Origin of the sequence: Paenibacillus tritici (genome assembly GCF_018207515.1) — a bacterium.
Taxonomy (GTDB): domain Bacteria; phylum Bacillota; class Bacilli; order Paenibacillales; family Paenibacillaceae; genus Paenibacillus_AQ; species Paenibacillus_AQ tritici.
This window is the reverse complement of the sequence record NZ_CP073365.1, coordinates 3,599,491-3,624,556: the sequence shown is the minus strand read 5'-3', so window position 1 is coordinate 3,624,556 and position 25,066 is coordinate 3,599,491. Positions and strand designations below refer to the sequence as shown.

Below are 25,066 nucleotides of genomic sequence, written 5' to 3'. Positions count from 1 at the left end.
CGCACCCAGTCCAAATGTATTCGGTTTTCCGATTACATTCGGCTTAGCCGCGCACCCAGTCCAAATGTATTCGGTTTTCCGATTACATTTGGCTTACGCGGCGCTACCAGTCCAAATGTATTCGGTTTTCCGATTACATTTGGCTTACGTGGCGTATCCAGTCCAATTGTGTTCGGTTTTCCGTTAAAATATGTTAAATAAATGAAAAGACGATGTTCTGTTTTTTAGCCACGCTGCTCATTTTCATGCTGGAGTTGTGCCTTGAAAGACATGTTTGTTTTCGCATACATCCCGTCACGCACCCTCGCACCAGCACATTGCATTCGGTTTTCGCATACACTCTGGGCTCCCCATTTACTCATGCGGCCTCAGAATCATTCAATGAGCACTTCTCCTCACCCTATGCCTCCTTATCTACATCTGACGGATAATATAATTTCCTATACAACAAAAAAACAGCGACTCCCATCACGGGAGAATCGCTGCTTTTTTAACTATTGAACTTGAAAAATATAAAGACAGGGAAAAGTGACGGAGGAGAATTTTGGCACTATAGGAGCGGTAGCGTCCACCTGAAAGCTTTCTGTAGGAAAGCTCGCATCGGAAGCATCAGCTGTCGCCGGAGGGCCAATCATTCTCTGGAGTCACGGCTTAATGTCCCATCATCATAGCTGCATCCGTCTGCGGTTCTTCCGGGGAAGGCGCAGCACCGGCCGTCTTCGGACGGCGCAGAATCAGGCTGAGGACCACTCCGGCCACGGCGATGCAGGCGGAGAGGAAGAACACATCATCGAAGCCCTGCACGGCAGCGGCAAGAGGATTGCTTCCGGCAGCCATCTCACCCATATGCACAGCAATCTGGCTGGTCAGGTACCCGGTCATGCCGGCAACAGCGAACGATACGACGACCTGCTGGGCTGCGGCAGTAAGTGGTGTAACCCGGCCTACCCATTCACGCGGCGCAGAGTTCAAGACATGGGTATTGACCGGCATCATCGACAGACCCATTCCCAGGCCCATCATGACCAGCGACAGCATAATAACCGGAAGACTGGTGTCTACGGTCACCCCGGACAGCAGGAACAGTGCAGTCGAAATAATACTGAGACCTACGAATACCAGCGGGCGGGCGCCGATCCGGTCAAACAGCCGGCCGCCCAGCGGCATCCCTACTCCGGAAGCGAGGGCCTGAGGAAGCAGGATAAGTCCTGTCTCCAGCGGTGTATAGTTACGGATCTGCTGAAGATACAGAGGAACGAACAGCATGGAACCGAACAAGGCAGCCTGTGTGACCCAGGATAGAATAATCCCGCGTGTGAAGTCCGAGGAACGGAAGACCCGCAGCTCCAGCAGCGGATGCTTCTGCAGCAGTTCAGCAATGACAAACAGCACCAGTGCCACACCGCCGACCGACAATCCGACAATCGCTCCGGTAGAAGTCCAACTCTCCCCGCCGCCCTGATTGACACCATAGGCCAGCATGGAGAACGCCACCGGGGCCAAAATAATCCCGAAGATATCCAGGTGGGCTCTCCCCTTCTTCTCGGTAACCGGCAAGTATTTGATCCCAATGATAATCCCTACGATACCAATTGGCAGGTTAATGAGGAAAATCCAGTGCCAGCTTACATACTCCACCAGCCAGCCCGAGAGGATCGGTCCAAGAGCCGGAGCCAGCAGCATAGGAATCCCTAGCAGCCCCATGATAGAACCTCTGCGCTCTGCCGGTGCGAGTCTGAAGACCATAGCCATCCCTATCGGAGCTACCATCCCGCCGCCTAGGCCCTGAATGACCCGGAAAAGAACCAGCTGCGCTGAAGTCTGGGCCACAGAGCATAACACTGAACCCAGCACAAACATAGCAATTGTTGTGAGGAATACCTGCTTGGAACCAAACCGGTCCGTCATATAGCCGGCCAGCGGAATCACTGCAGCGAGTGCCAGCGTATAGCCGGTAATCGCCCATTGGACCGTCTTCAGATCCGTATTGAAATATTGCACCAGATTCGGAACCGCCACATTAACCGCTGTACTGTCCAGAATAACCATAATCATGCCAACAATAATGGCCATCAGCGGCGGCAGTATAGCTTTCAGTGAGAACGGCGCTTCAACCGCAGCGCTGTTTCCTTGATTTATAGGTTTTGACATTCTCTTGACCACTCTTTTCTCTGTGTAATCATTTAGTTGTACTTATGAAAATAAAGCTCAAACAATCCGTCAATCTGCACCTCCAGCGGAGCAAGCTTGAAGATCTGCTGAAGATCCTCCCGCTCCTCCGGCAGGCTGGTAACCATAATGACCGGAAATACGATCGCCCCGTAGATCTGCATCACCATCATCATGAGCTTATCGCGGTCCTGTTCTCCGGTGATCTCCGCGAGTGCATCAACCATCCGTTCAATCCGCATCAGCTTGGAGTACTTGGCATATTCATCATGGGAGCCCATAATATGATGTCTCTGATCAAGCATCTGCCGGGCCATTCCGGGATAGCGGCTGAGATTCATAATGTATCGCGTGAAAAACAGCTTCAAGCGCTCCTTCGGCGGTAGCCCCGTATCCTCCAGAGCCTTGAAGGCATCATCAAAGGTTGCCACGAGCTGCTTCACAGCATCGCCAAACAGCTTATCCTTGGAGCCGTAGTAATAATTCACCAGTGCCAGATTGGTCTCCGCACGTGCAGCGATGCTGCGCAGAGTAATACAGCGGAATCCCTCCTCCCGGATCAATGCTACTGTTGCATCGAGGATAATCTGCTTCGTATCTTTATCTGAAGAATCGGCCTTATTGTCCGTTTTAACCATAATGCAGTGGGTCGCCCTCCTCGGTCACAGAATCCTAATCATTGATTTAAACAACGTTTAATCAGAATTTAAAATTACTCTCTTTCCCGGGCTCTGTCAACACAAATTTAAAGGGAGTATCTACAGCCATTGCAAGCTGTAAGATCCTCCCTTTATAACGTTATCTAGGATTGCACCGGGTTAGCCGCTGCTTCAACCGCCTGAACCGGCGAGAGCGTCAGCTTCGTAATCTTACCCGATGTGTCCAATTCCAGTGTCAGTACCGCTTCCGTCTTGCTGAATGACAACACACTTACTATAGTTGTAGCTCCGTCCCGCTGTGTACTTTCAGTGGATTTCACTCCAAGGTAACTGCCTGCAGGCAGGTCGATTCCTGCCCAACTCTGCTGAAGTACCGGAAGTGACAACGACTCCGTCTCCTTGGCGAAATACCGCTCACGCAGCGCCTGATAGTTACCGGCAGCAAGCAGACCCGATACGGCACCTGACATCACTTCCGGCGAGTAGACTTCAACCTGGCCCGTTGCCGATTGATAAGACGTCACCAGCCCGATTGCTGCAAAAAAAGACAGCGGCGCGTACGCCCGTTTTTGTTTTAGCTCAAAGCCGCCTGTATACGGTACTTTGTTCTTGCCGTTCAGCACAAGCTCCTGCCCGGATAGTCTGAACTGGATGCTCTCCTGGAACCGTTCCAGCAGGAACGTCCCTGTAGCTCCAGTGAAGGTAACCTTATACTTCAGGGCTTCCACCGTCTCCCGCAGCGGAAGCATGACGTCCGGTCCATCGGTATAAGCCGATGCTCCGACCGTCTGCAATTCTTGTCCGTTTACGATGATCCTCATGCTGCTGGCGGCATTCACGTTATAGCTGGTCAATACACCTGTTCCTGCTGCAAATAACATTACACTTAGGAATACGGCTGCGATTTTTTTGAACAAATCGATTCCACCTTTCCTGTATTAGAATATTATGCACGCATACTTCAGAGATTAACCTTACCTTACCTATTACCCGTTCAACACCACTTTGGAAACGTTTCACTCCACATTGAAGTTAAAATATTGCTGCGGGTAAGCCTCCTTGATCAGGGTGAAATGCCACCACTCCTTGGCATACGGCTTGAAGCCTTGCTTCGTCATCGCATCCTTGAGAATTTTGCGGTTGGCGTGCTGGGTGCTGCTGATGAGCGTAGTATTATAGTAAGAAATTTCACCGAAAAAATCATACGGGCTGCCCATATCCACCAGCGCCCCCGTTGTTTGGTCAGCCAGGGTCAGGTCGATGGTACTGCCCCGCGAATGCCCTGACTTCTTGGAGATGAACCCCAGCTTGAACAGGTTGCGCTTGTCCAGCTTGGGATAATATTGCTGCTTCATCTTGATATCCGATGCGTCCTGCGACCAGCGTACGAAGTGATTGACCGCTTTTTGCGGACGGTAGGCATCATAGATTCTCAGGATATAGCCTTGGCGCTCCAGATCTTCACTGACCTTCTTCAGCGCATTGGCTGCCTTCTTCGACATAATCGCCAGCGGAGCCTTATACCCGTCAATCCGTGTCCCGATAAAATTATTCTCGCTATAATAGCGGATCTCATACTGTGCCGTTGGAATCACCTCATCCAGATACACAAATCCGCCGGGAAGGTTATTCTTCTTCACAACCGGACTCTGTGCCGGGGCTGCTGAGGTATTCTGAATCTGTGGTACTGCCGTAATTCTTGCTTCGGCTTTGGGTGCAAACAGCACCGTTCCGCCCAAGATCAGCGCACATGAGATGAGAGCCAGCCTTCTGCCAGCCATGTGCAGCTTCTTCACTTGTCGATCGCCTCCCCTGTTTTTATCCGTAGTCTTACCCCTTCAGTATACGTGTACGAAACAGTAAGCGTCCAGAGTTTTGACATGGCTTGTGATGCAGGGAGCATATCCTTCCGGCGGTATACTGCCATCAGCAATCCGACAGCGGCGAATTCAATCAAGACATGCTGGCCGTAGCTCAGGAACGGGAACGGTATGGATGTAAGCGGCACTCTGCCGCTGAGAATGGAGAGGCCGTACACTAAGCGGATGGAGATCATCAGTGCCAGTCCAATAATCAGCATCCGCCCATAAGTATCGCTTACCGCGCGGGCATAGGAGATCATTTTCAGAACAAACCAGCCGACTACAGCCAGAATCAGCAGACCACCCGCCCAGCCGAAGCATTGAATAAGATACGCCGGGAACAAGTCTGTATACGCATAAGGAATTACATCTCCATTATAACCATACCCCTGTCCTCTCCAGCCTGCAGAATGGATGACATTCACAATCGTACGATTCATATAACCGGTTGTGTCCGGTCTTAGATTATAATTAATGGCTCCGATCAGCCGTTCCCGAAGAATGGGATCACTCCAAACATAGATTCTTCCTGAAAATAAAGATACAGCGGCAATTAATATTCCTGTCACCCAGCGCCGGGATACCCACACATACATGGTCAGCGAAACGACCCCATAGATAATCAGCTCCGGAAAAGAACGGATCATAGCATAAATCACTGCAGGCAACAGCAGCAACGATAACTTCAATAGCTCTCTCACGCGAATGTTATAGCCTTGCAGGAAATCGGGACGGGTGAATATCCCGGCCAGAGCAACAACAAATACATACGGACTATACCCGATAAGGTCTATATAAAATCCCAAAGCCCCAACAAAGCGCCTCGACCCATTTATCATTACAGGCATGAGCAGGACGCTGAGAGCGATAGTCATTAGAGCAGCAAGATAAATACTTGTTGATGCTTTTTGCAGCCGCTTAAAGTTAATGAAGTATGCTCCTGTCATAAGGCACATCCCGATAATAATAATGATAAGTTGGCGCTGCATAGGCACGAACTGATTGCGTTCAAAGTAACCTCCTGCTTCAATAGACCCCATCCCCAGCAGACTCACCGCTGACAACAACAGTACGCCTGCAAGCAGCCCCCAGGGAATGCGCGGCTTGTGAATGTGATGCAGATCCTTTCCGATAACCTGCGGGTCGCCCATTTGTGCGATAGCGTACTCCTGAGCTTCTGCCTCGGAAGCACCAAGCTGCATCCGCTCCGCCACCAGGTCTGCATAATGCCCGCTTAACTCATCCCGGATCTCAATGTGCATCTCTTTCGCCCTGATCTCAGCACATACCTTGTCCAAATAGTTGTCGAGCTTCTGCTTGCCTTGCTCCGTCATGCGTTTCCCTCCCCCAGAACTGTATCCACGGCCCCTTTAAACAGCTTCCATTCGGCTTTTTTCTCTTGGAGCTTGTGCTTGCCTTCCTCCAGCAGACGATAGTACTTGCGCTTGCGCCCGTCTACCTCCATCCAATAGGCCTCCACCCAGCGTTCGCTCTCCATCGCGTGGAGAATCGGGTAGAGCGTACCCTCCTTAAGGGAAAATACCCCTTGAGAGCGCTGCTCCAGCTCCTTAATCAGCTCATAGCCGTACAGCGGCTTATCAAGCAGCAAGGTGAGAATCAATGTACCTGTGCTGCCCTTCAGCATTTCTTTGCTGACTTTCATCGGTTGGCCCCCCGTTTCCTTAGTCTCACATCAATACCTCGTTAATCTATGCTTACTATACTTTAATTTCCATAATAAATCCAGTATTGGCACACTAAAAAAGCACACCCGGTATACGGATGTGCTTCCACTTCAAACTCAAGCTTAGTGCATAGGAGCTTGAGACTTATGAGAAACAATAACACGCTTAAGGAAGAAGGCAATCACCAGACCTGCGATAGCCATGACCATGCCGAAGATGAAGGCGTTCTGCACGCCGTGGGTAAAGGCCGCACCCATATTCAGCGGATCAGCAGGATCGGCTACCGTTTTCATGTAGCTTTTGGAGCCCGAGGTCATAATGCTTACAGCCAGTGCGGTACCAATCGCTCCGGCAACCTGCTGCAACGTGTTCATAATAGCTGTTCCGTCCGGATAGTATTCCAGGGGAAGCTGATTGATTCCGTTGGTCTGGGCAGGCATCATAATCATTGAGATTCCGATCATGAGCACACTGTGAAGCACGATCACGAAGATCACGGTAGAAGTAGCTGTGATGCTGGAGAAGAACCACAGAGAGACTGCTACGAGTACAAGTCCAGGAATAACAAGCCATTTCGGACCGTATTTATCGAAGAGACGCCCCATGACCGGTGACATCAGTCCGTTGATAATCCCGCCCGGCAGCAGCAATAATCCTGCCTTAAAGGCTGTATACCCTTGTCCCTGCTGCAGATACATCGGAAGAATCAGCATCGAGGACAGAATGACCATCATACAGATGAAGACCATCAGGACTCCGACCACGAACATCGGGAATTTGAAGGCGCGCAGATTAATCATCGGCTGCTTCATCGTCAACTGGCGGATACAGAACAGAATAAGTGCGATCACACCGATGGCAATGGCGATAATCACCTTTGAGCTTCCCCAGCCTTCCGACTCACCGGCGCTGCTGAATCCATACACAATGCCGCCGAAGCCGAACGAGGATAAAATAATCGACAGGATATCAATCTTCGGCTTCGTCACTTCAGTGACATTCTGCATGAAGAGGATCCCGCTGATCAGAGCGATTACCAGGAAGGGGAGGGCCAGCCAGAAGATCCAGTGCCAGCTCAGACTCTCAATCAGCAGTCCGGCAATGGTAGGGCCGATCGCGGGAGCCACCATAATGACCAGTCCGATCAGTCCCATCGCCGCTCCTCTCCGCTCCGCAGGAATAATGATCAGAATTGTGTTGAACATCAGGGGCAGGAGAAGTGCGGTCCCCATAGCCTGAACCACTCTTGCGGTCAGCAGAAACTCGAAATTCGGCGCCATCCCGGCCAGGATGGTTCCCGCAATGGAGAAGCACAGTGCAGCAATGAATAGCTGTCTTGTCGTGAACCACTGCAGCAGCAGCCCGGAGATCGGAACCAGAATGCCCAGCGTAAGCAGATAAGCGGTAGTCAGCCATTGTGCGGTTGACGGGGTAATTTGCAGGACATTCATAAGATCACTTAAGGCTACATTTAGGGCTGTCTCACTGAACATGCCGATGAAGCCGGCAATCAGCAGGGAGATCAGAATAGGTAAAGTCTTGAATTGTCGGGGTTCAGTTGGCCCCTTGCCAGTCATAGTTGCGTTCACTCTCGTATCCTCCTGATTATCTGTTATCTCTCTCTATTACTTGCGGTATTGCAGTTAAGCCAGTATTGCCGGAATGCTCTCTACAGCCGCAATCAGCGGCTGGATACTTCGGCAGGTCAGCGCCTGCAGCAGAGCCCCTTCGTACAATGAGACTACTACGGAAGCTTTGCGTACTGCGGCTTCTTCCTCTACCCCCTCCTGGATCAGCCGCTGCGCGATCACATCCTGCCAATCCCTGAAAACACATTGGCACGCGGTGCGCAGCTCATGACTAACACAGGAGGTCTCCACAGCTACCCAGAAGCTGAACGGAACCAGTCCTTCGAATGAGGATTCTTCAGCTTCAGCAGCCAAGGACAGAATGAAATTCTGCACAGCCTGAGCCGGTGTGTCCTCACTCTCCATATAATGGCGCAACAAATGGGTTACCTCTTCGCTGGTCCGGTTAATGCAGGTCAGTGCCAGCTCCTCTTTACCTTGGGGAAAATAATAATACAATGATCCCTTGGGCGATTCGCTGTCCCTGATAATCTGATTAAGTCCGGTAGCATGATAACCCTGTGTAAAAAACAACCTCGAAGCCGTATCCACAATAGCTTCGCGTGCGTTGTGCTTGCTTGACAAGCTGGACACTTCCTTATCCTGACGATTGTACTTTTATAACAATTGGTCTACATAATAAAACCACAATTCGGCTCTTGCTGTCAATGGATAATAATTTCAAATTTAAACAAAATCATACGGGATATGAATTGCCAGGGATGAATTCAAGCGCTATAATTTAATTAAATGTATTATTCCAATATGAAAGGTATGATATTAATGAATAAGGTGTCTTCAGCGCAGGGAATTCCCAGACCGTTAGTGAAGATCAACCAGGCTTTTATCGTAATTTCTGTATTGGTGGCCTTGTTCACAGGAATTTACTGGATTCTTGCCTTCCCGCTCGCTGCCGGACTGTCAGGCCTCTTGTTCGGTTACAATCCCGTAATCAGGCTGGCAAGTCCATTGCTGACCAAGGAACGCTCTGCTTATGTACTTGAAGATCCGCACCAGCAGCAGTTCAACCAGAAGATTGCCGTCTTCTGCCTGGCAGCCGGATTAATCAGCTTCCTTGCGGGCTGGACGATAGCAGGATACATCTTCACCATCATGGTCGCGGTCGCGGCAACGGTTGCCATTCTCGGATTCTGCATCGGCTGCTTCATTCATTATCAGTGGAGAATGTACAGCTACAGACGCAAACAGGCGACGCTCCACAAATAATCCGGTTGTTATGCTGCTCCCGTTCCCGCATTGCCACAGAACAGGCCAGCCGGACCTTACAGCAGAACGAAGCTGTTAAGGCATGGCTGGCCTGAATATGCTCTTCTTCACATTCTCCGTGCTTACTTCAGCACCTCATCCGCAAGGATCTGTTCCACAATGGAAGCAAAGCTCTGGCCTGCGCCCCAATCCATCTTAAGGATCAGCCCTTGGGAGGCTCCCGCCGGAATCATTCGTACGTTGCTAACCCCCTGCAAATTATCCACAATGATTACAAGCGCCGCCTGATTGCGGGACCGGAAGTAATAACGTTCATAGATCAGTGTCCCGATCATCCGGCCATCGCCGATATCATTGAGTTCCTCATACAAAAGCTCCGATTGCTGGGTCATCCCCTCTTTGATCCGCCTAAGCGTCTCATTAGGCTGCAATCTGACATTCAATTGATAAGACTCTCCCATGCGCTTCCCCTCCCCTAGATCTTATTACCCGTCTATGGCCTATCCGTCTCAGCGGTCTTCGCCTGCCACATTCCAGCGGTGACGGAACTTCTCCAGGCGCGGATGAACCTGGACCGGCGGTTCGGAGAGCAGCAGGCGCAGCTTGACGATCCACTCCTCGAAGGAAGAGAAAGAGGCGATCAGATTAGCCATCTCCGGAGTCATATAGAGAAAATAAGGGGCAGGATAGATGTCGCTGATATGCCGTAGTGCTGAATCCAGCGGCGTATACTTCTTCCGTTTTCCTTCGAGGCTCTCTACGGTAATGAAGGACTGTCCCTGCTCTCTTTTCCACTCATGCAGCCGGTCCTCCCGCTTATACCAGGCCTTCACGGGCTCTTTGGTCATCCGCCGGACAGTTTCTTCATGCAGCGGGTAGAGCACCAGCTTCGTGAATTTGCGCTCCATCGCTGTCTCAGCAGCCTTAAGCAAATCCATGTCCGATATATGCTCGAAGGAGTCATAGAAGATCAGCGTTCCTTTGCGTTCGTTAGCGGGCGGTTCATACCCATAAGGCACATGCTGAATGTCTCGTTTCATCATTACCCTCCTGTGTCTTCATTATCTACAGCATATCATGCTACCCGGGATCGCGTACAATTCCCGGGTAGACCGATATTCTGGTATGCCGCACAAAAAAGCAGCGGAGCCTGAATCGGCAAACGCTGCTGTAATATCTGCAAAATGTTGAACGCTGCATGGATGGAACCCGCCGCTATAGCGCAGCAGATGAGCATCTGCTGCCGCTGCTGCTTCTTAAGGTACAGTGACCTCATCACGCCGGTTGCAGGCAGTCTCCTCCTGCTCCCGGCAGCGGCGAAGAAACACCTCGGCGAGATCCTTCGCCCGGACAACTAGAGATTGCTCGGGAAACCGGAAGTCGGTGGAACAAGCCGTCAACACATAACCCGGATCAATCGGATATTGCCTGAACCCATGATCCGGCAGCTGGTCACTCAGCAGCGACTGTTCATATTTCAAGGCGTACTGCTCAGAGAATACGGCGCGGTTCGGGACACTCAGACCGATTCCCTCCATCTTCAGATAACTCTCCTTACGCGTCCAAAGATCGTAGAAATAATGCAATTGTGCATCTGGCTGCAAGGTATGGTAATGCTCCATTTCTTCAGCAGACAGACTATACCGGGCCTGCAGCAGATCCACAGCAACCATCTTCTGAATATCGATCCCGACCCGCTGCCCTTTGCGGCTGACGATACCTGCCACCCATTTGCCCGAATGGGAGATGTTATAATCCCAAGGCTCGCGTATCCCGGACAGGCGGGGTTTGCCGAATACCCCCTGCTCGAAGCGGATTTCATCATTCCGTAAGCCCTCTATCCCCATAGCGAACATCCGCGCAAGCATTTCCCCTACCAGTGACCGGTGGACATCGTCTTCACGTTTCAGCCGGCTGCTCCTCATCCGCCGCTCCGGGGATACATAAGGCAACAGCTCAGAGACTGAAAAAGCAGTTCCGAGTGATACAGCAACAATAAGCATACACGGCGTGCCTCCTCCTTGAATCTCCCGGCTATTCCCGTTGCTCCCGGAACCAGCCCAGGGTTTCTTTGACGGCTTCCTTATACGGGGTTGGAGAATATTCGGGGAACCGTTTCATGAATTTGTTCTCATTCAGCAGCAGCGGATACTCGAATTCATAGAGCAGCTCGTGGAACTCCTTGGCTTCTTTGTCAAAAATACCGGCCAGTCTCACCGCCCAGCCCGGCAGGGCACGGCACTTCCTCGGACTGTCCGCTTCATCCTGGATGATATTCAGGAACTCTCTTCCTTCGATCGCGCCTGAGCCTGAGATATGCCATTCCCCTGCTTCTCCGCTCTCTGCCAGCAGCACCGCTGCTCTGGCCGCATCCTGGATATAGACCAGATCATGGGGCACATCCAGCTTGACCGGCCATGAGATGGTTTTGGCTTGCAGCGCTCCGTTGAAGATCGGTCCGAATACCCTGTTGGTCACATTGGGACCGTAATAGTCCGGATATCGCGGAATAACATAACGGAAGCCGCGCAGTGCGGCCTGATTCTTCAGCTTTTCCTCCAGCTCGTTACGAAGCTTGCCCTTGCGGGTCAGTGCGGCCTTGGGATGGCGTTCATCTGCCGGAAGATACTGAAATTTGCCGTATCCGTAGACATTGCCGGGAAAAACCAGCGTCTGACCGGACTGAAGCTGGCTTGTCACCCGCTCCAGCGCTTGCGGCATTACCGTATACCAGTCCTGATAAGGCACATTAAGACAGAAATAGACCGTCGAGACTCCCGCCAGTGCAGCGGCAAGACGCTTCTCGTCCTGTATATCCAGTGCAGCAATCTTCAACAGCGGACCCTTCAGCCTCTTGAGAGCCTGACTGGAACGGTGATATGACGCCGTCACCAGCTTGCCGCGCGACAGTAATTCCTGAGTGATGGACAGGCCCAGACCGCCATTGCCTCCAATTACAAGATTCATAACATGACCGGCTCCTTATCGAACGAATGAATACCTTCGGCAACCAGCTTAACGGTCCATTCAATCTGCTCGTGATTATGATTCGCAGTCATGAAGAACCGGATGCATGCCGCTTCCTCAGGGACCGCAGGATATAGAATAGGATAGACATTGATTCCTTGCTGATAGAGATATTCTGTAAGCTTAAGTGTCCGCTCGGAGCCTCCGACAATAATCGGAATAATCGGCGTGTCGCCGCTGAGTCCGGTATTCAGCCCATGCTGCTGGCAGCGCTCCAGGAACAGCCTGGAATTCTGCTGTAGCTTGCTCACAGGTGAAGGGTCCTTCTCCAGGGAACGGATCACTGCAAGTGCGGCGGCGGCATTGGCAGGAGTGATGCCTGCACTGAAGATGAAGCCGTCGGATAAATATTTCAGATATTGGATCATGGCGGCAGAGCCGGCCGCATAGCCGCCGCAGCTTGCGAAGGACTTGCTGAGGGTGCCCATAAGCAGATCCACTTCACGCGCGTCCACTCCGTGATATTCACAGATTCCCCGGCCGGTGGCTCCGATAGTGCCGATCGAATGCGCCTCGTCAATGTAGAGCATGGCCTGATGCTTCTTCTTGATCTCAATGAACTTATGCAGGTCGGGAATATCACCATCCATACTGTACACGCCTTCTATAACAATGAGCGCCCGGCGGCGGTGTCCGCGGGTACGGGTCAGAATCCTGTCCAAGGCCTCCCAGTCATTATGAGGAAAGGATACCCGCTGTGCCCCCGATAGCAGACAGCCCTGAATCAGACTATTGTGGGACAGCTCATCATGAAGCACGATATCCTCTTTGCCTACCAGCTTGGCGATTGTGGATACATTCGTTGCATGTCCGGCCGTGTAGATCAGTGCATCCTCTGTCCCGATAAAAGAAGATACCGCCGCTTCAAGCTGGCCATGCAAAGGAATCTCGCCGGAGAGCAGGCGGCTGGCGGATACAGAGGTTCCATATTCAGCTACAGCCTCCTGGACGGCGGCAATGATCTGCGGGTCACCGGCATAGCCAAGATAATTATAAGAGGAATAGTTGATATAGGGTTCCCCGCCCATCATCACGGTATCAGTATTAATCCCCTGACGAAGTCTGAAATAGGGATTAACTTCACCCGCCGATGCAATGCGCTGGCATAGATCCTGATATTCAGCGAACTGCTCCACCTTGAACTGTGGCAGCACGGACGGGGCAATCCCTTGCTCTGCTTCCTGCCGGTCAGCAGATTGGATCAGTGGAGTACCGGGTTCAGATGGAGACCCGTGCCCCTCTTCGCCGGTACCCGCAACGATTGCGATCAGCTGTCTGATCGTCAGGTCCGTGATATCCAGCGGCACAATCACTTCCCGGTCAGGATAACGTTTCTTCAGTGCTGCTTGCAGCTCCATCATCATCAGCGAATCGTATCCAAGCTCACTTTTCAGCGAATCGGTCAGCTTCAAATCTCCGGGAGGATAAGCGGCAATGGTGCTGACCAGCCGGATGACCTCTTGTTCCAGTGCAGCTTGCCCATGTGCAGCTGCCTGGAGATTCGCGGTAAAGCTGCCCTCGTTGATTGCAATACTTACCGGCCCGCTCTGACTTACAACGCCTGTGTGCTCTGTCTTCACGGAGCTGTCCGCCCCGTTAGCCAGCATGACCCGGCTTTGCAGCTCAAGAGCACTTGACTGTTTTTTGACAATCTCCAACAGCTGATCCAATAACCGTTGTTCCATAGCTGTTCATCCCCTTTTCAACATATATTCACTCTGATTATTGATGGTCTCCAGATGATGGTTCATGATATCAAGAATTTCGGAAGACAGAGCGGTCTCCGTGATTGCGGAATCCGCCTGGGCAGGCAGCACCTTGTCTTCTTCCATCCAGTACTCTCTGCGGTTGAAGCTATAGGGCGGCAATGGCGCATAGGCAGGCTGAAGCGGCGTATAATATCCCTTCCAGTCCAGCGGGATTCCGCGGTCGGCCAGCAAGGCCAGACTCCGGTGAAGCACCTCCCAGTCCTGCCCCTCTTTACCGAGACTGGCTCCCCAGACCTGATCACCGCGAATATGTCTGCGCGCCATTTTGATCAGTCCGCCGGGACCGATTTCAATGACGGCAACCTTCTCTTCAGCGAAGTAGGACAGGCAGTCATGGAACCGTACGGTCCCCCGCAGATGATCCCGCAGATAATCGGCAGATATCTCATGCCTTGGTCTGCCGTCGATATTACTGATCAGCGGAAGCTGTGCCGTGCGGAAGGTTATTCTGCCTGCTGCTTCATGGAATTCCTGCAGAATAGGCTCCATCAGTGCGGAATGAAACGCATTGGAGACCAGCAGCTGCTTGAACATCACGCTCCGGTCCGTCATCATCGCTTCAAGCTTCTGGAGCTGCTCCGGTACTCCAGAGACCACGGTCTGGTCCGGCGTATTCACAGCTGCAATAGACAACTCCAGCCCCTGTTCCTGAATCAGCTGCCGGACCGTCTCTTCCGGACACTGCACCATTGCCATGCCGCCCTGCACCGGGGTATTGCCCATCAGCCGGCCCCTCAGCTGCACCAGTCTCACCGCATCGCCAAGCTCCATCATTCCAGCCTGACAAGCGGCTGCGTATTCACCGATGCTGTGCCCTGTCACATAATCCGGCGTGATTCCGAAGCTGTTCCACAGCTTCGTGAGCGCATACTGGATCAGGAACAGGCTAAGCTGCGTGAATTCCGTCTGATGCAGCCGTTCATTAACCGACTCATCCTTGCCGTAGAGAATCTGCATCATCAGACCGGCAGTCTCCTGATCCAGATAAGAGAGGGCATGGGAGAAGGCCTGCTGGAATACCTCAGAGGTCTGCAGCAGCTCTCTGGCCATTCCCGTATACTGCGAGCCCTGTCCCCCGTATACAAAGGCTATCTTGCCCGGTATCCGGCTGACCGGCGTGCCTTCGCCTGCCTTCAGTCTGCTGCATAACTCCTCACGCGTGCGGCCGGTGACGGTCAGCCTGTAAGGCAGCAGTTCACGCCGGCAATGCGCGGTGTAGCAGAGATCGACCAGCTCCGAAGCCGGAGCCTGCTCAATGGCTGCGCTATAAGCCTCCTGCATAAGCCGCAGCGAGCTTTCGCTTTTGGCCGATACCGTTAGAATATGTCCGCTGTAGCGCTTGGGGCGGACTCCAAGTGTCCGGGGTGCACGGAAAGATTGCACAATCACATGGGCATTGGTTCCCCCGAAGCCAAAGGAGCTGATCCCGGCATTCTTTACTTTATCCTTCCATTCCACCGATTTGACCGGGATATGAAACGGCGTTCCAGTCAGATCTATATGCTCGTTGACCGTCTGAAGGTCCGGATGCGGCACAATCCTTCCATTCTGGAACATCAGGCAGATTTTGATCAGCCCGGCTATCCCTGCTGCGGCCTCCAGGTGTCCGATATTGGCTTTGACCGCGCCTAGATGGCAGATTCCTTCCTGCTTACCGGCAAAAACTTCCTTCAGGGCGTTCACTTCGATCGGATCACCCAGCTTCGTTCCCGTACCATGCGCTTCTATGTAGCCGATATCATCCACCTTCAGACCCGCCGCCGCCAAGGCCCGCTCCACTACCTTCTGCTGTGAGGTGCCGCGCGGTGCGGTAAGCCCGTTGCTGCGTCCGTCCTGGTTAACCGCTGAGCCCTTAATCACTGCGTAGATCCGGTCCCCGCGTTCTCTGGCATCACTTAATTTGCGCAGCACAACCATCCCGCACCCTTCCCCGCGCACATATCCGTCAGCCCGGCTGTCAAAGGTATGGCAGCGCCCGCTCTCCGACATCATCCGGGCTCTGGAGAAATTAATGTACAGACCGGGATGAAGCATCAGATTGACTCCTCCGACCAGTGCCATGCTGCTCTCGCCTTCCTTTATACTGCGGCAGGCCTGATGCAGTGCCACAAGCGAGGAAGAGCAGGCGGTATCCAGCGCGAGACTGGGCCCGGTAAGATTATAGAAGTACGACAGCCGGTTCGCGGCAATGCTGGAAGCATTCCCGGTTCCATGATAGGCGGTAATCCGCTGCGGCTGATGCTGCAGCTTAGAGTAATCATTCGTGCTGATGCCGATGAACACTCCGACATCCTTGTTCTCCAGCTCCGAGGGCTTCACTCCGGCATCCTCAAAAGCCAGCCAGCTCTGCTCCATCAGCAGCCGCTGCTGCGGGTCCATAACCTCCGCCTCCAGCGGGGAGATTCCGAAGAATCCGGCGTCGAACTCCCGGATTCTCTCCAGAAATCCGCCCCAGCGGGTATACATGGTGCCCTTCTCCTCTGGATTCCCGCTGTAATAATCGTCAGCATTCCAGCGGGAGGATGGAATCTCCGTGATCGACTGCTTGCCCTCCAGCAGGTTCTCCCAGAACTGTTCCGGCGATTCAGCTCCCGGAAAGCGGCAGGATAAGCCCACAATGGCAATGTCCTCTTCAGGGGCATATTCCAGGGCAGGTCTCTCTTCCGTGTTCTGCACTTCAGCAGGGGATTCCTGAATCAGATAGGCTGCCAGTTGTCTGATGGTAGGGTAATCATAGAACAACGTTGGCGAGCAGGTCCGGCCAAGCTTTTCTTCAATCGTACCGGTCAGCATCACTGCACTGACAGAGTCCAGACCGAGCTGAAGAAACGGCTCCTCCTTCGTAATCTGTTCCTTGTCCACGTTAACGGCCGCAGCAATTTGCTCCGTCAGCCATATTTCGAGCTCCGCCAGATTCATTCGGCTTCTCCTCCTGCAGCTGCGGATTCCGCATAGTACAGCGACAGACTGCTCCCAAGATAGGCCTGCTTGCACTCATAATGCTTCACTTTACCGCTCACCGTCTTGGGAAGGGAGCCGCTTGCGAGCAGTACCACCTCGAACGGGGTGAAGCCGTAAGCGCGGGCCAGCTCATGCCCGATCTGCTTCACGAGCATTTCCTGTCCGGCTTCGGCGAGCTCACCCTCAACCTCCTGGAGTACCACTACCTGCTCCTCATCCTCCATATCTACAGAGAATACAGCACCTGCTTGGAACCCGGGATGGAACGACTGGACGAATGCCTCCAGATCATTGGAATAGAAGTTCTTGCCCCGGACGATAAGCAGGTTCTTAATCCGGCCAACAATGTATAACTCTCCATTCCGCAAAAAGCCTGTATCCCCTGTCCGCAGATACCCTCCGTCCCCATTATCCAGTACATGCTCGAAGGTCTCCGCTGTCCGCAGCCTGTCATTCAGATAGCCCATGGCAATCGAGCGGCTGCGCAGCCAGATCTCACCGATAGCATTCTCCGGCAGCTCTGTCCGCGTACCCGGCTCAACAATAACAAGATCCTGATCCTCCACCGGAGCGCCGCAGCTGACCAAGGTGCGCGAATCTGCCGATGGCGGGACTTCAGTCACCAGATTCTGCTCAAGTCCGGCCGGATCACAATGGAGCAGAAGCGGTTCTTCATCTCTTTTGCCGCCTGAGACAATAAGCGTCGATTCTGCCAGACCGTAACAAGGATACATGGCACTGCGTTTGAAGCCATAGGGGGCAAATTTGCGGGAGAATCCTTCAATGGTCCGGCTGCGCACAGGTTCTGCTCCGCAGAATGCGATCTCCCAGCTGGACAGGTTAAGCGGAGAGCCTGCCTCCGGGTCCACATGGGCAAGACATAGGTCAAAGGCGAAATTCGGACCGCCGCTGATCGTTGCCTGCTTCTGCGTAATCAGCTCCAGCCAAAGCGCCGGTCTGCGGAGAATCTCCTGTGGACTGACCAGATGCACCGGGAATCCTGCATACAAGGGAGCCAGCACGCCTCCGATTAGCCCCAGATTGTGGTAGAGCGGAAGCCAGATTACTGCCGTATCCTGCTCGGTAAGCCCGAATTTGCGGGTTACATTGCCAACATTATGCAGAAGATTGTCATGTGTGAGGATGACACCCTTGGAGGTCGAAGTGGTCCCGGAGGTGAACTGGATGAAGGCAGCCTCATGTCTGTCCGCTTCCTCTCCCAGAAAAGGAATGTCCGGCAGCTCATCTGCTGCAATCCACTGCAGCGCTAACAATTCCTCCTCGTCATCCAGCAGTGCGGAGATATGATTCAGAACCGCCCGGGTCGTTAGGACGGCTTCAGCCCCGCTCATACGGACAGCATATTGGAGTCTGGACAGATTCTCGGAGGGCTTGGGAATTTCAAGCGGAACGACAACAGTGCGGCTGTAGAGGCAGGCAAAAAACGAGATGATGAACTGAATCCCCGAGTTGTGCAGAAGGGCCACCTTGTCCCCCGGGCGGGTGAAGGCAGCAAGCGAAGCGGCCTGTTTCTTGGATTGGATGGCAAGCTCACGGTAGGTCAGGACCGTCTCCTGGTCCCCCTCCCGGTAAGTGAAGGCAATGCGTTCAGGGGTTAACCGGTTTCGCTCTTCCAGTAAATCCACTACGGTTCTTAATTCATGGACGATGCTGCTCAATTTGAACTCTCCTTTGGGGGTATAGCGGGCTGCTCGACGTTGCATCCGGGAGAGCCGCAGTACCCTGTAATATAGGCCAAGCCACACTGTTAAATTACCAACCACCTCAACCTCTACCAGTCTCAGCTATAAGTAATTTTATTACTATTGAGGGAAGGACCTCCTTTTTCGCTACCAAACTGTTCTAAGTATACCGCCTTCAATATGTTGTCTTCATTGGGATAAATTGACGATTATTGTCGTTTCCGAGCTTTTATATGTACATATGGTGAATTATTGTATTCTAATAGTTTCGCAGCAACGCAGTTTAAATTAAGCACAGTAAACATACATAGCATGAAATAGATCAATTTGAACCAAAAACCAAAAAACCAGACTATCCTCTATTAAGAGACGTCTGGTTGTGGGCGTACATCAGGTATTAAAATTATGCTTAAAGCCATTCTTCCCGCAATGGATGCTTCTGCTTCTGATACGCATACACGGCTGCACCAAGCGTACCTGCCCGGCTGCCCAGCTCTGCCTGAACAATCCGGCAATGGCTGCCGGGCAGCTTCAAAGCATGGGCATTTACGGTATTACAGACCGTGTTCAGGAGACGGTCTCCTGCTGCGGCCATGCCGCCCCCGATGATAATCAGCTCCGGGTTCAGCAGGTTGATTACATTCGCCAGACCGAATCCAAGCAGTTCGCCGGTCTCGTGCATCACTTCAATAGCGAGCGGATCTCCTAGATCATACGCCTCTGAGATCATCTTCGCGGTGATTTGCTCATGGTCATGCTTCGTCCAGGTCTGAATCAGGCTGGTGCGGCCTTCCTGCAGCTTCTCCTTGAATGTATGGACCATTCCCACGGCAGACACATACCGCCCCAGGCATCCAGAGCTTCCGCAGCGGCAGGGACGCCCCTGCCGGTACATATTCATATGTCCGATTTCGCCAGCGCTGAAGGTCGTACCGTACAGTACCTTGCCGTCATGAACAATACCTGAGCCGAGTCCGGTGCCGAGTGTAAGCAGGACCAAATTCCGGCACCCCTTCCCCGCACCCTGCTGCCATTCCCCGTATAGATTGACCCGCACATCATTATCTATGTAGACTGCAAAATCATAATAAGGCTTCATTTCATCCACCACATGAACCTGTTCCCATCCCGGAAAGTTTGGTGAAAAGACGGACAGTCCCTCCTCCGGGTCCAAGAGCCCCGGGATTCCCATACCCATGCAGGCAATCTGCCGCAGCTCTACTCCACTCCCCGCACATAGCTGCGAAACAGCAAGCCTGATCCGCTCCAGCACATGTGCCGGACCTTGAACTGCCTCCGTTGGTATCGACAGCTCCCCTGCCGCAGTGAAATTCTCATGGAACAATCCCACTTTGATATTGGTTCCACCCAAATCAATGCCTATAATATAGTTGTTGTCCGTCACTGTCTCCCCTTCTTCCCCGCTGAATGAATGGCTGAACCCTTTCCCCTTCTAATTATGCGCTTTCAGACATTAGGCAGGTAGTATTTTCCGAGCATCTTAATAGCACGATTCTCTTCTAAGCCGAAGCCCTCCCGTACACAATTCGCTTCACCAGCCGAAGCCCTCCGTGTAGATGATCTACGCTCCCGAGGGATCAGCTCCTGTTGCAAGCGATAGTCTTCGCTTCGAAGGGTTCACTCCTGTAGCAAGCGATGATCTTCGCTCCGAAGGGACCACTCGTGTAACAAGCGATGATCTTCGCTCCGAAGGGACCACCTCCTGTAACAAGCAAGTGGAATAACGTATCTTAATTTGTCTATTTCTGAGGAATGTACGGAAGCAAGTGGATAAACAGCATCTATTAATGTTCCTTTGGGCTACTTGGGGTGGAACCCCAGAAATTAAGTGTTGTTTATCCAACTACTGTTTGAGCAAAGCCAATTTCTTCATCAGCAAGTGTATAAAATCCAACTGCTAATCAATAGAACTAATCAATCCAACTTTATAAGACGCACTTAAGAGTTGAACTTGAAGCTTCATCGTCACTGCGCTGAACATTTGGACTTCCGGCCGCTGTGTTCCCAGCACATCCAGTATTGTCCATCCACCTGCATCCATCCAATCCTGACATACTATTTCATGACAAACAGGGCTGTCCCGGCAGCCATATCTGACCTGCGGGACAACCCTGTTGGATGTCAACTTATTTTGAGCGCTAAAATTTCAAGCCTCTACGAACCGGCTCCTTTGTACCGCTTGACGCCGAAGCTCCAGGCCATCAGGCCGATGCTGAGGAAGACCACGCCGACGATTGGAGTCAGCAGCGCCATGCCTCTCATCTCATCGCGGTGCAGGAACAAGGCTGCCGGATAGATCCCGACAAAAGCAAACGGAATGATCCAGGTGAGCAGCACCTGAATCGCCCGGTTGTAGATCGTAACCGGATAGCGGCCATACGTCTGAATATTGTACATCAGCGGCAGAATACCGGTTGGCGCATCCGAGTAGAACGACAATGAGGTCAATGTCGTGTAAATGCCTGTATAAATAGCCACCGCGCTGAGTGTCAGGATAATCAGCATCGGAAGGGTCCACCATTCAAACGGCAAGCCCAGATTGCTGCCGCTGATCGCCATGACAATCAGCCCGATGAAGGAACCCACCAGTGAAGGCGGGTCCACATTCTCCAGGAAGATCTGGAACAGGTTATGCGCCGGCCGGGTCAGAATGCGGTCCATCTCGCCTTTGACGATATAACGTTCACTGAAGCCCCACATATTAACGAAGCAGCTGAACACGCCGAACGGGACCATGAAGAAGCCGTAGACGAACACCACTTCGTTCTGATTCCAGCCCCCCAGGCTGTCGGTATGCATGAAGATGACCAGAATGAAGATGAAGTTCGTGGCCTGGAACAATAGGTCGGAGATAACCTCCACCCAGAAATCCGCGCGGTAGGTCAACCGTGTCTTCATATAGTTCTTCAGATATTCAATCAATAAATCCAGGTAGTACATGCTTAGCTTAACCCCCCTGCACGAACAGCCGCTGACGCGCTGCGTGATTTAGCCAGACAATCGGAACGAGCAGGATCAGGAACCAGATGACCTGGATACCCAGCACATTCCAGATGCCTACTCCCTGCACACGGCCTGTAAATACAGAGCCCGGCAGATAAGTAATGGCTTGAAAGGGCAAAACCTTAAGCACAGAGGACAACCAGTCCGGGAACAAGGTGATCGGCACAATCAGTCCTGAGAACAGATCAACGACCACGCGCTTCATCCGCATCATTCCTTCATTGTTCTCCACGAAGAAGGCGGACAGGCCGGTGATGATATTGATCTGCGAGCTGATCAGGAAGCTGAAGAAGAGCATGACAAGGAAACCAACCCAAGCCGAAGGCTCTGTCGGCAGTTGTACCGGGAACAGCAGAATGGCGATCAGCATGCCGGGGATCATCAGCATCATGAAGCGGAACAGGCCTTCGCCCAGTCCCTGCATCATTTTGACCAGTACGTAGTTATAAGGACGGATGAACTGTATGGCAATGCTCCCGTCACGGATGTCGGTTGAAATCTCGCGGTCCAGATTATTGAAGTAGAAGGCCCGCGCCATCCACGAGACCGCCACATACGTCGTCATCTGCGCTCCGGTAAAGCCGCCCAGCGATTCACCATCGCCATAAATAGCCTTCCAGGTGAAATAATTGACCCCGATATTGAGCGTATAGATCAGAATTCCCGAGTAATAATTCACCCGGTAAGCCAGCATCGTCAGGAACCGGATTCGGATGAAATCGAAATAAGCGCCAAGCAGCAGCCTCCGTCCATTCTCCCGCGAGCCGCCCGGAGTTCCGCCGCCGGAGGAGGAAGCTGCCGTTGCCAGCTGCTTAGACATGTTGTGCCTCTTTCTCATCACTCAGCGCCGCGATCCGCTCTTCCGGCTTCTCCGCCGAGCCTGACTGATAAATGCTGCGGACGATGTCATCCGTATTGGTTTCGATGATTTTGATATCGGTGATATCCGCCTGTCCGACCACCCGGCCCAGCACATCCGATACATTCAGCTCCAGCGGAATCCATACCTTGGCTGCAAGCTCATTCTCGGCTGTCCAGGTGACCGGCATGCCTTCAGTCCACGCAATGAGCTGCTGGAGCTTCGTGGCCGTTCCGAACTGGAACTGCACTTCACGCCCGGTTCCCCAGCGCTGCTTCAGATCCTCCAGACCTCCGTCATAGATAATCCGCCCGTCGTCCAACATGATCACCCGTGAACACAAGGCTTCAATATCCTGCAGATCATGAGTCGTCAGCAGAATGGTCGTCCCATGCTCGCGGTTCATGTCCTTCAGGAATTCGCGGATCTCCGACTTCACGACAATATCGAGGCCGATCGTCGGTTCATCCAGGAACAGAATGGACGGATTATGCAGCAGTGCCGCCACAAGCTCGCAGCGCATCCGCTGGCCCAGGCTTAATTTGCGGACTGGACGATTCAGGAGCTCTTGCAGCTCCAGACGCTCTACAAGCTCATCCAGCCGTTTTTTGAAGTCCTGCTCAGGAACACGATATACCTTGCGCAGAAGCTGGAAGGACTCAATGACCCCAATGTCCCACCAGAGCTGGCTGCGCTGGCCGAAGACTACGCCGATGTTCTGCACGAACTTCTCCCGTTCCTCATAAGGCACGAATCCGCCCACAGATAGACTGCCGGCAGTAGGAACCAGAATCCCGGTCAGCATCTTGATCGTGGTCGATTTGCCTGCCCCGTTCTCCCCGATGTATCCGCAGATTTCGCCTTGCGGAATACTGAACGAGATATCCTTCACTGCCGTTACTTCGGTATACTGCCGTTTAAACAAATCAGCGAAGGCCCCTTTGAGGCCCTCGCGGTTTTTTTGGACTTTGAAGGTCTTGCGCAAGTCCTGCACTTGAATAGCATTCATAGGTTACCTCACTAAGCTAAGTATTGGGTTCAGTACCCCATTATAATAGAATGAATGTATATCCGTCCAGCCTGTTTACTTAGCCACCCGGCCCTCAAAAAAATCCGTGCTCGGCACAGCCTCCAAATGTCCGGAGCGGGCGACTTTGGTCCGCAGATACTTCTCATTGAACACCGATACATCGCCCCAGAGCGGTACCCGCTTGACTGTATTCATTCCGGCTGCACGAAGGGCTTCCATCTTCTTCGGATTGTTGGTGATCAGGGTAACCGGATGGCTGCGCAGATGCTGAAGCACACTGATCGCATCCTTGTAGTCCCGGGAATCATCCGCGAACCCAAGCTCCAGATTGGCCTCCACAGTATCATACCCTTCTTCCTGAAGAATATAGGCCATTGCTTTGCTGAACAGGCCGATTCCTCTTCCTTCATGATTGGCCAGATAAAAGAGTGCCCCTGAACCATGCTGGGCAATCATCTTCATCGACTGATGCAGCTGGAAGCCGCAATCGCAGCGTTTGCTGCCAAAGATATCGCCGGTATGGCAAATGCTGTGCATCCGGATCAGCGCTTCGTCCGAATTCTCGAAATCCCCGTACACCAGCACACTGGACTGTTGTCCATCTGCAAGGTTCATCGAAGACAGGCGGCTGATGAGCAGCTCGGTTGCTTGCCTGCCTTCAGCACTCTGAAGCTCTTCATCCGTTACTTTGAGCCAGCTGTACCATTTGAAGGTAAGGGTCTCCCCGTCCAGATTGACAGGTAATGTAATGGGTCCGACCAGTATATTCGTGGAGTTATCCATGGAGATGCGTTTGATTTTATTCTGTAATATAGTAAGGATATCGGGGTTGATCATGAGAGCACCGTCCTAAAAGTTTTGATAGCATAAGCTTCGGAAGCATACACTTAGTTTTGATTACGTAAGCTAAGCAACTTTTCACCGAAAACTGCGTATTAGCCTTTGCCTGATCTATAAAATTGTGATATTCAACATTTGCTATAGTAACTATTTGTAAGTTAGTTTATCATTGTAATATAACTTCGTCAAGTTATAATATATATTTAAATATTAATGATTACTAATTGTAAGTTTATGATATAATGAATGCTGAGGTGATCCTTATGAATAATTTTGAGATGTGTCCGCGCTTCGAGAAGGCGGTCGATGTGCTTAGCAAACGCTGGGTCGCGCTAATCGTATTCGTCCTGATGGATGGTCCGCGGCGGTTCGGGGAAATCGAGCATTGCTTATCCAATCTAAGCGGCAAGGTTTTATCCGACCGGCTGAAGGAAATGGAGAATGAAGGGATCATACAGCGTACTGTATATCCTGAGATGCCTGTGCGAATTGAGTATTCGTTAACCGATAAAGGTACGGCGCTCGCTCCTATCCTTGGAGAGATCGGCAACTGGTCTACGGATTGGATCGAGATTGGCGTGACCAAATGATTGCCATCCGGCACACGAAGCAGCGCCCTTAAA

Annotated in this window: 22 protein-coding genes; 2 read left to right on the top strand and 20 right to left on the bottom strand. The window is 52.2% G+C overall.

The window, feature by feature from the left end; all coding sequences use genetic code 11:
• Window positions 1-651 precede the first annotated feature (651 nt).
• The 8 genes from KDC22_RS15535 to KDC22_RS15500 all read right to left on the bottom strand — a co-directional run bounded on the left by KDC22_RS15535 (window position 652) and on the right by KDC22_RS15500 (window position 8,588).
• Window positions 652-2,151 (bottom strand): MDR family MFS transporter, encoded by a 1,500-nt coding sequence (locus tag KDC22_RS15535; RefSeq protein ID WP_211723707.1) that lies wholly within the window; start codon window positions 2,149-2,151, stop codon window positions 652-654.
• A gap of 32 nt (window positions 2,152-2,183) precedes the next feature.
• On the bottom strand, window positions 2,184-2,807 hold the full coding sequence (locus KDC22_RS15530) for a TetR/AcrR family transcriptional regulator (RefSeq protein WP_211723706.1): 624 nt from the start codon (window positions 2,805-2,807) through the stop codon (window positions 2,184-2,186).
• A gap of 164 nt (window positions 2,808-2,971) precedes the next feature.
• Window positions 2,972-3,745, bottom strand: a complete 774-nt coding sequence (locus KDC22_RS15525) for a stalk domain-containing protein (RefSeq protein WP_211723705.1) — start codon at window positions 3,743-3,745, stop codon at window positions 2,972-2,974.
• 99 nt (window positions 3,746-3,844) lie between these two features.
• Window positions 3,845-4,624: a M15 family metallopeptidase gene (locus tag KDC22_RS15520; protein ID WP_211723704.1), complete on the bottom strand. Its 780-nt coding sequence runs from the start codon at window positions 4,622-4,624 to the stop codon at window positions 3,845-3,847.
• Complete coding sequence (locus tag KDC22_RS15515; protein WP_211723703.1) at window positions 4,621-6,024, bottom strand: FtsW/RodA/SpoVE family cell cycle protein; 1,404 nt, start codon at window positions 6,022-6,024, stop codon at window positions 4,621-4,623. Before KDC22_RS15515 ends, KDC22_RS15520 begins: the two co-directional genes overlap by 4 nt.
• Window positions 6,021-6,353, bottom strand: a complete 333-nt coding sequence (locus KDC22_RS15510; RefSeq protein WP_173127023.1) for a PadR family transcriptional regulator — start codon at window positions 6,351-6,353, stop codon at window positions 6,021-6,023. The genes KDC22_RS15515 and KDC22_RS15510 overlap by 4 nt, the downstream gene beginning before the upstream one ends.
• A 144-nt stretch (window positions 6,354-6,497) precedes the next feature.
• Entirely contained in the window at window positions 6,498-7,952 is a 1,455-nt protein-coding gene (locus KDC22_RS15505) for a DHA2 family efflux MFS transporter permease subunit (RefSeq protein ID WP_173127668.1), read from the bottom strand.
• A gap of 66 nt (window positions 7,953-8,018) precedes the next feature.
• A complete protein-coding gene (locus KDC22_RS15500; protein ID WP_211723702.1) occupies window positions 8,019-8,588 on the bottom strand; it encodes a TetR/AcrR family transcriptional regulator in 570 nt (189 codons plus the stop codon).
• A 198-nt stretch (window positions 8,589-8,786) separates the two neighbouring features.
• Between KDC22_RS15500 and KDC22_RS15495 the strand changes: the two genes are divergently transcribed.
• Window positions 8,787-9,230: a DUF4395 domain-containing protein gene (locus KDC22_RS15495; protein WP_211723701.1), complete on the top strand. Its 444-nt coding sequence runs from the start codon at window positions 8,787-8,789 to the stop codon at window positions 9,228-9,230.
• A gap of 122 nt (window positions 9,231-9,352) precedes the next feature.
• Here the strand turns inward: KDC22_RS15495 and KDC22_RS15490 are convergent, their stop codons facing one another.
• The 12 genes from KDC22_RS15490 to KDC22_RS15435 form a co-directional block, all read right to left on the bottom strand.
• On the bottom strand, window positions 9,353-9,691 hold the full coding sequence (locus tag KDC22_RS15490; RefSeq protein ID WP_173127015.1) for a DUF6054 family protein: 339 nt from the start codon (window positions 9,689-9,691) through the stop codon (window positions 9,353-9,355).
• Window positions 9,692-9,739: 48 nt separating this feature from the next.
• Entirely contained in the window at window positions 9,740-10,270 is a 531-nt protein-coding gene (locus tag KDC22_RS15485; RefSeq protein WP_211724056.1) for a hypothetical protein, read from the bottom strand.
• Between the two features lie 216 nt (window positions 10,271-10,486).
• Window positions 10,487-11,233 carry a 4'-phosphopantetheinyl transferase family protein gene (locus KDC22_RS15480; RefSeq protein WP_211723700.1) on the bottom strand — a complete coding sequence of 249 codons (747 nt, stop codon included), beginning with the start codon at window positions 11,231-11,233 and terminating at the stop codon, window positions 10,487-10,489.
• Window positions 11,234-11,264: 31 nt separating this feature from the next.
• Window positions 11,265-12,197, bottom strand: coding sequence for an NAD-dependent epimerase/dehydratase family protein (locus KDC22_RS15475; protein WP_211723699.1), 933 nt, complete (start codon window positions 12,195-12,197; stop codon window positions 11,265-11,267).
• On the bottom strand, window positions 12,194-13,942 hold the full coding sequence (locus KDC22_RS15470; RefSeq protein WP_211723698.1) for an aminotransferase class I/II-fold pyridoxal phosphate-dependent enzyme: 1,749 nt from the start codon (window positions 13,940-13,942) through the stop codon (window positions 12,194-12,196). The genes KDC22_RS15475 and KDC22_RS15470 overlap by 4 nt, the downstream gene beginning before the upstream one ends.
• A 6-nt stretch (window positions 13,943-13,948) precedes the next feature.
• Window positions 13,949-16,945, bottom strand: a complete 2,997-nt coding sequence (locus tag KDC22_RS15465; protein WP_211723697.1) for a type I polyketide synthase — start codon at window positions 16,943-16,945, stop codon at window positions 13,949-13,951.
• The gene (locus KDC22_RS15460) at window positions 16,942-18,666 is read right to left on the bottom strand and encodes a fatty acyl-AMP ligase (RefSeq protein WP_211723696.1); all 1,725 of its coding nucleotides are present in this window, start codon (window positions 18,664-18,666) and stop codon (window positions 16,942-16,944) included. The genes KDC22_RS15465 and KDC22_RS15460 overlap by 4 nt, the downstream gene beginning before the upstream one ends.
• A 433-nt stretch (window positions 18,667-19,099) precedes the next feature.
• Window positions 19,100-20,095 (bottom strand): ROK family protein, encoded by a 996-nt coding sequence (locus tag KDC22_RS15455; protein WP_246553597.1) that lies wholly within the window; start codon window positions 20,093-20,095, stop codon window positions 19,100-19,102.
• 770 nt (window positions 20,096-20,865) lie between these two features.
• Window positions 20,866-21,651 carry an ABC transporter permease gene (locus KDC22_RS15450; protein ID WP_173126987.1) on the bottom strand — a complete coding sequence of 262 codons (786 nt, stop codon included), beginning with the start codon at window positions 21,649-21,651 and terminating at the stop codon, window positions 20,866-20,868.
• Window positions 21,652-21,658: 7 nt separating this feature from the next.
• Window positions 21,659-22,453, bottom strand: coding sequence for an ABC transporter permease (locus KDC22_RS15445; protein ID WP_211724054.1), 795 nt, complete (start codon window positions 22,451-22,453; stop codon window positions 21,659-21,661).
• A 73-nt stretch (window positions 22,454-22,526) separates the two neighbouring features.
• Window positions 22,527-23,582, bottom strand: a complete 1,056-nt coding sequence (locus KDC22_RS15440; RefSeq protein WP_173126983.1) for an ABC transporter ATP-binding protein — start codon at window positions 23,580-23,582, stop codon at window positions 22,527-22,529.
• 75 nt (window positions 23,583-23,657) lie between these two features.
• Window positions 23,658-24,440, bottom strand: coding sequence for a GTP cyclohydrolase II (locus tag KDC22_RS15435; protein WP_211723695.1), 783 nt, complete (start codon window positions 24,438-24,440; stop codon window positions 23,658-23,660).
• A gap of 266 nt (window positions 24,441-24,706) precedes the next feature.
• Here KDC22_RS15435 and catR point away from each other — a divergent pair, with 266 nt between their 5' ends.
• A complete protein-coding gene (gene catR / locus KDC22_RS15430; protein ID WP_039292833.1) occupies window positions 24,707-25,033 on the top strand; it encodes a catDE operon transcriptional regulator CatR in 327 nt (108 codons plus the stop codon).
• Window positions 25,034-25,066 lie beyond the last annotated feature (33 nt).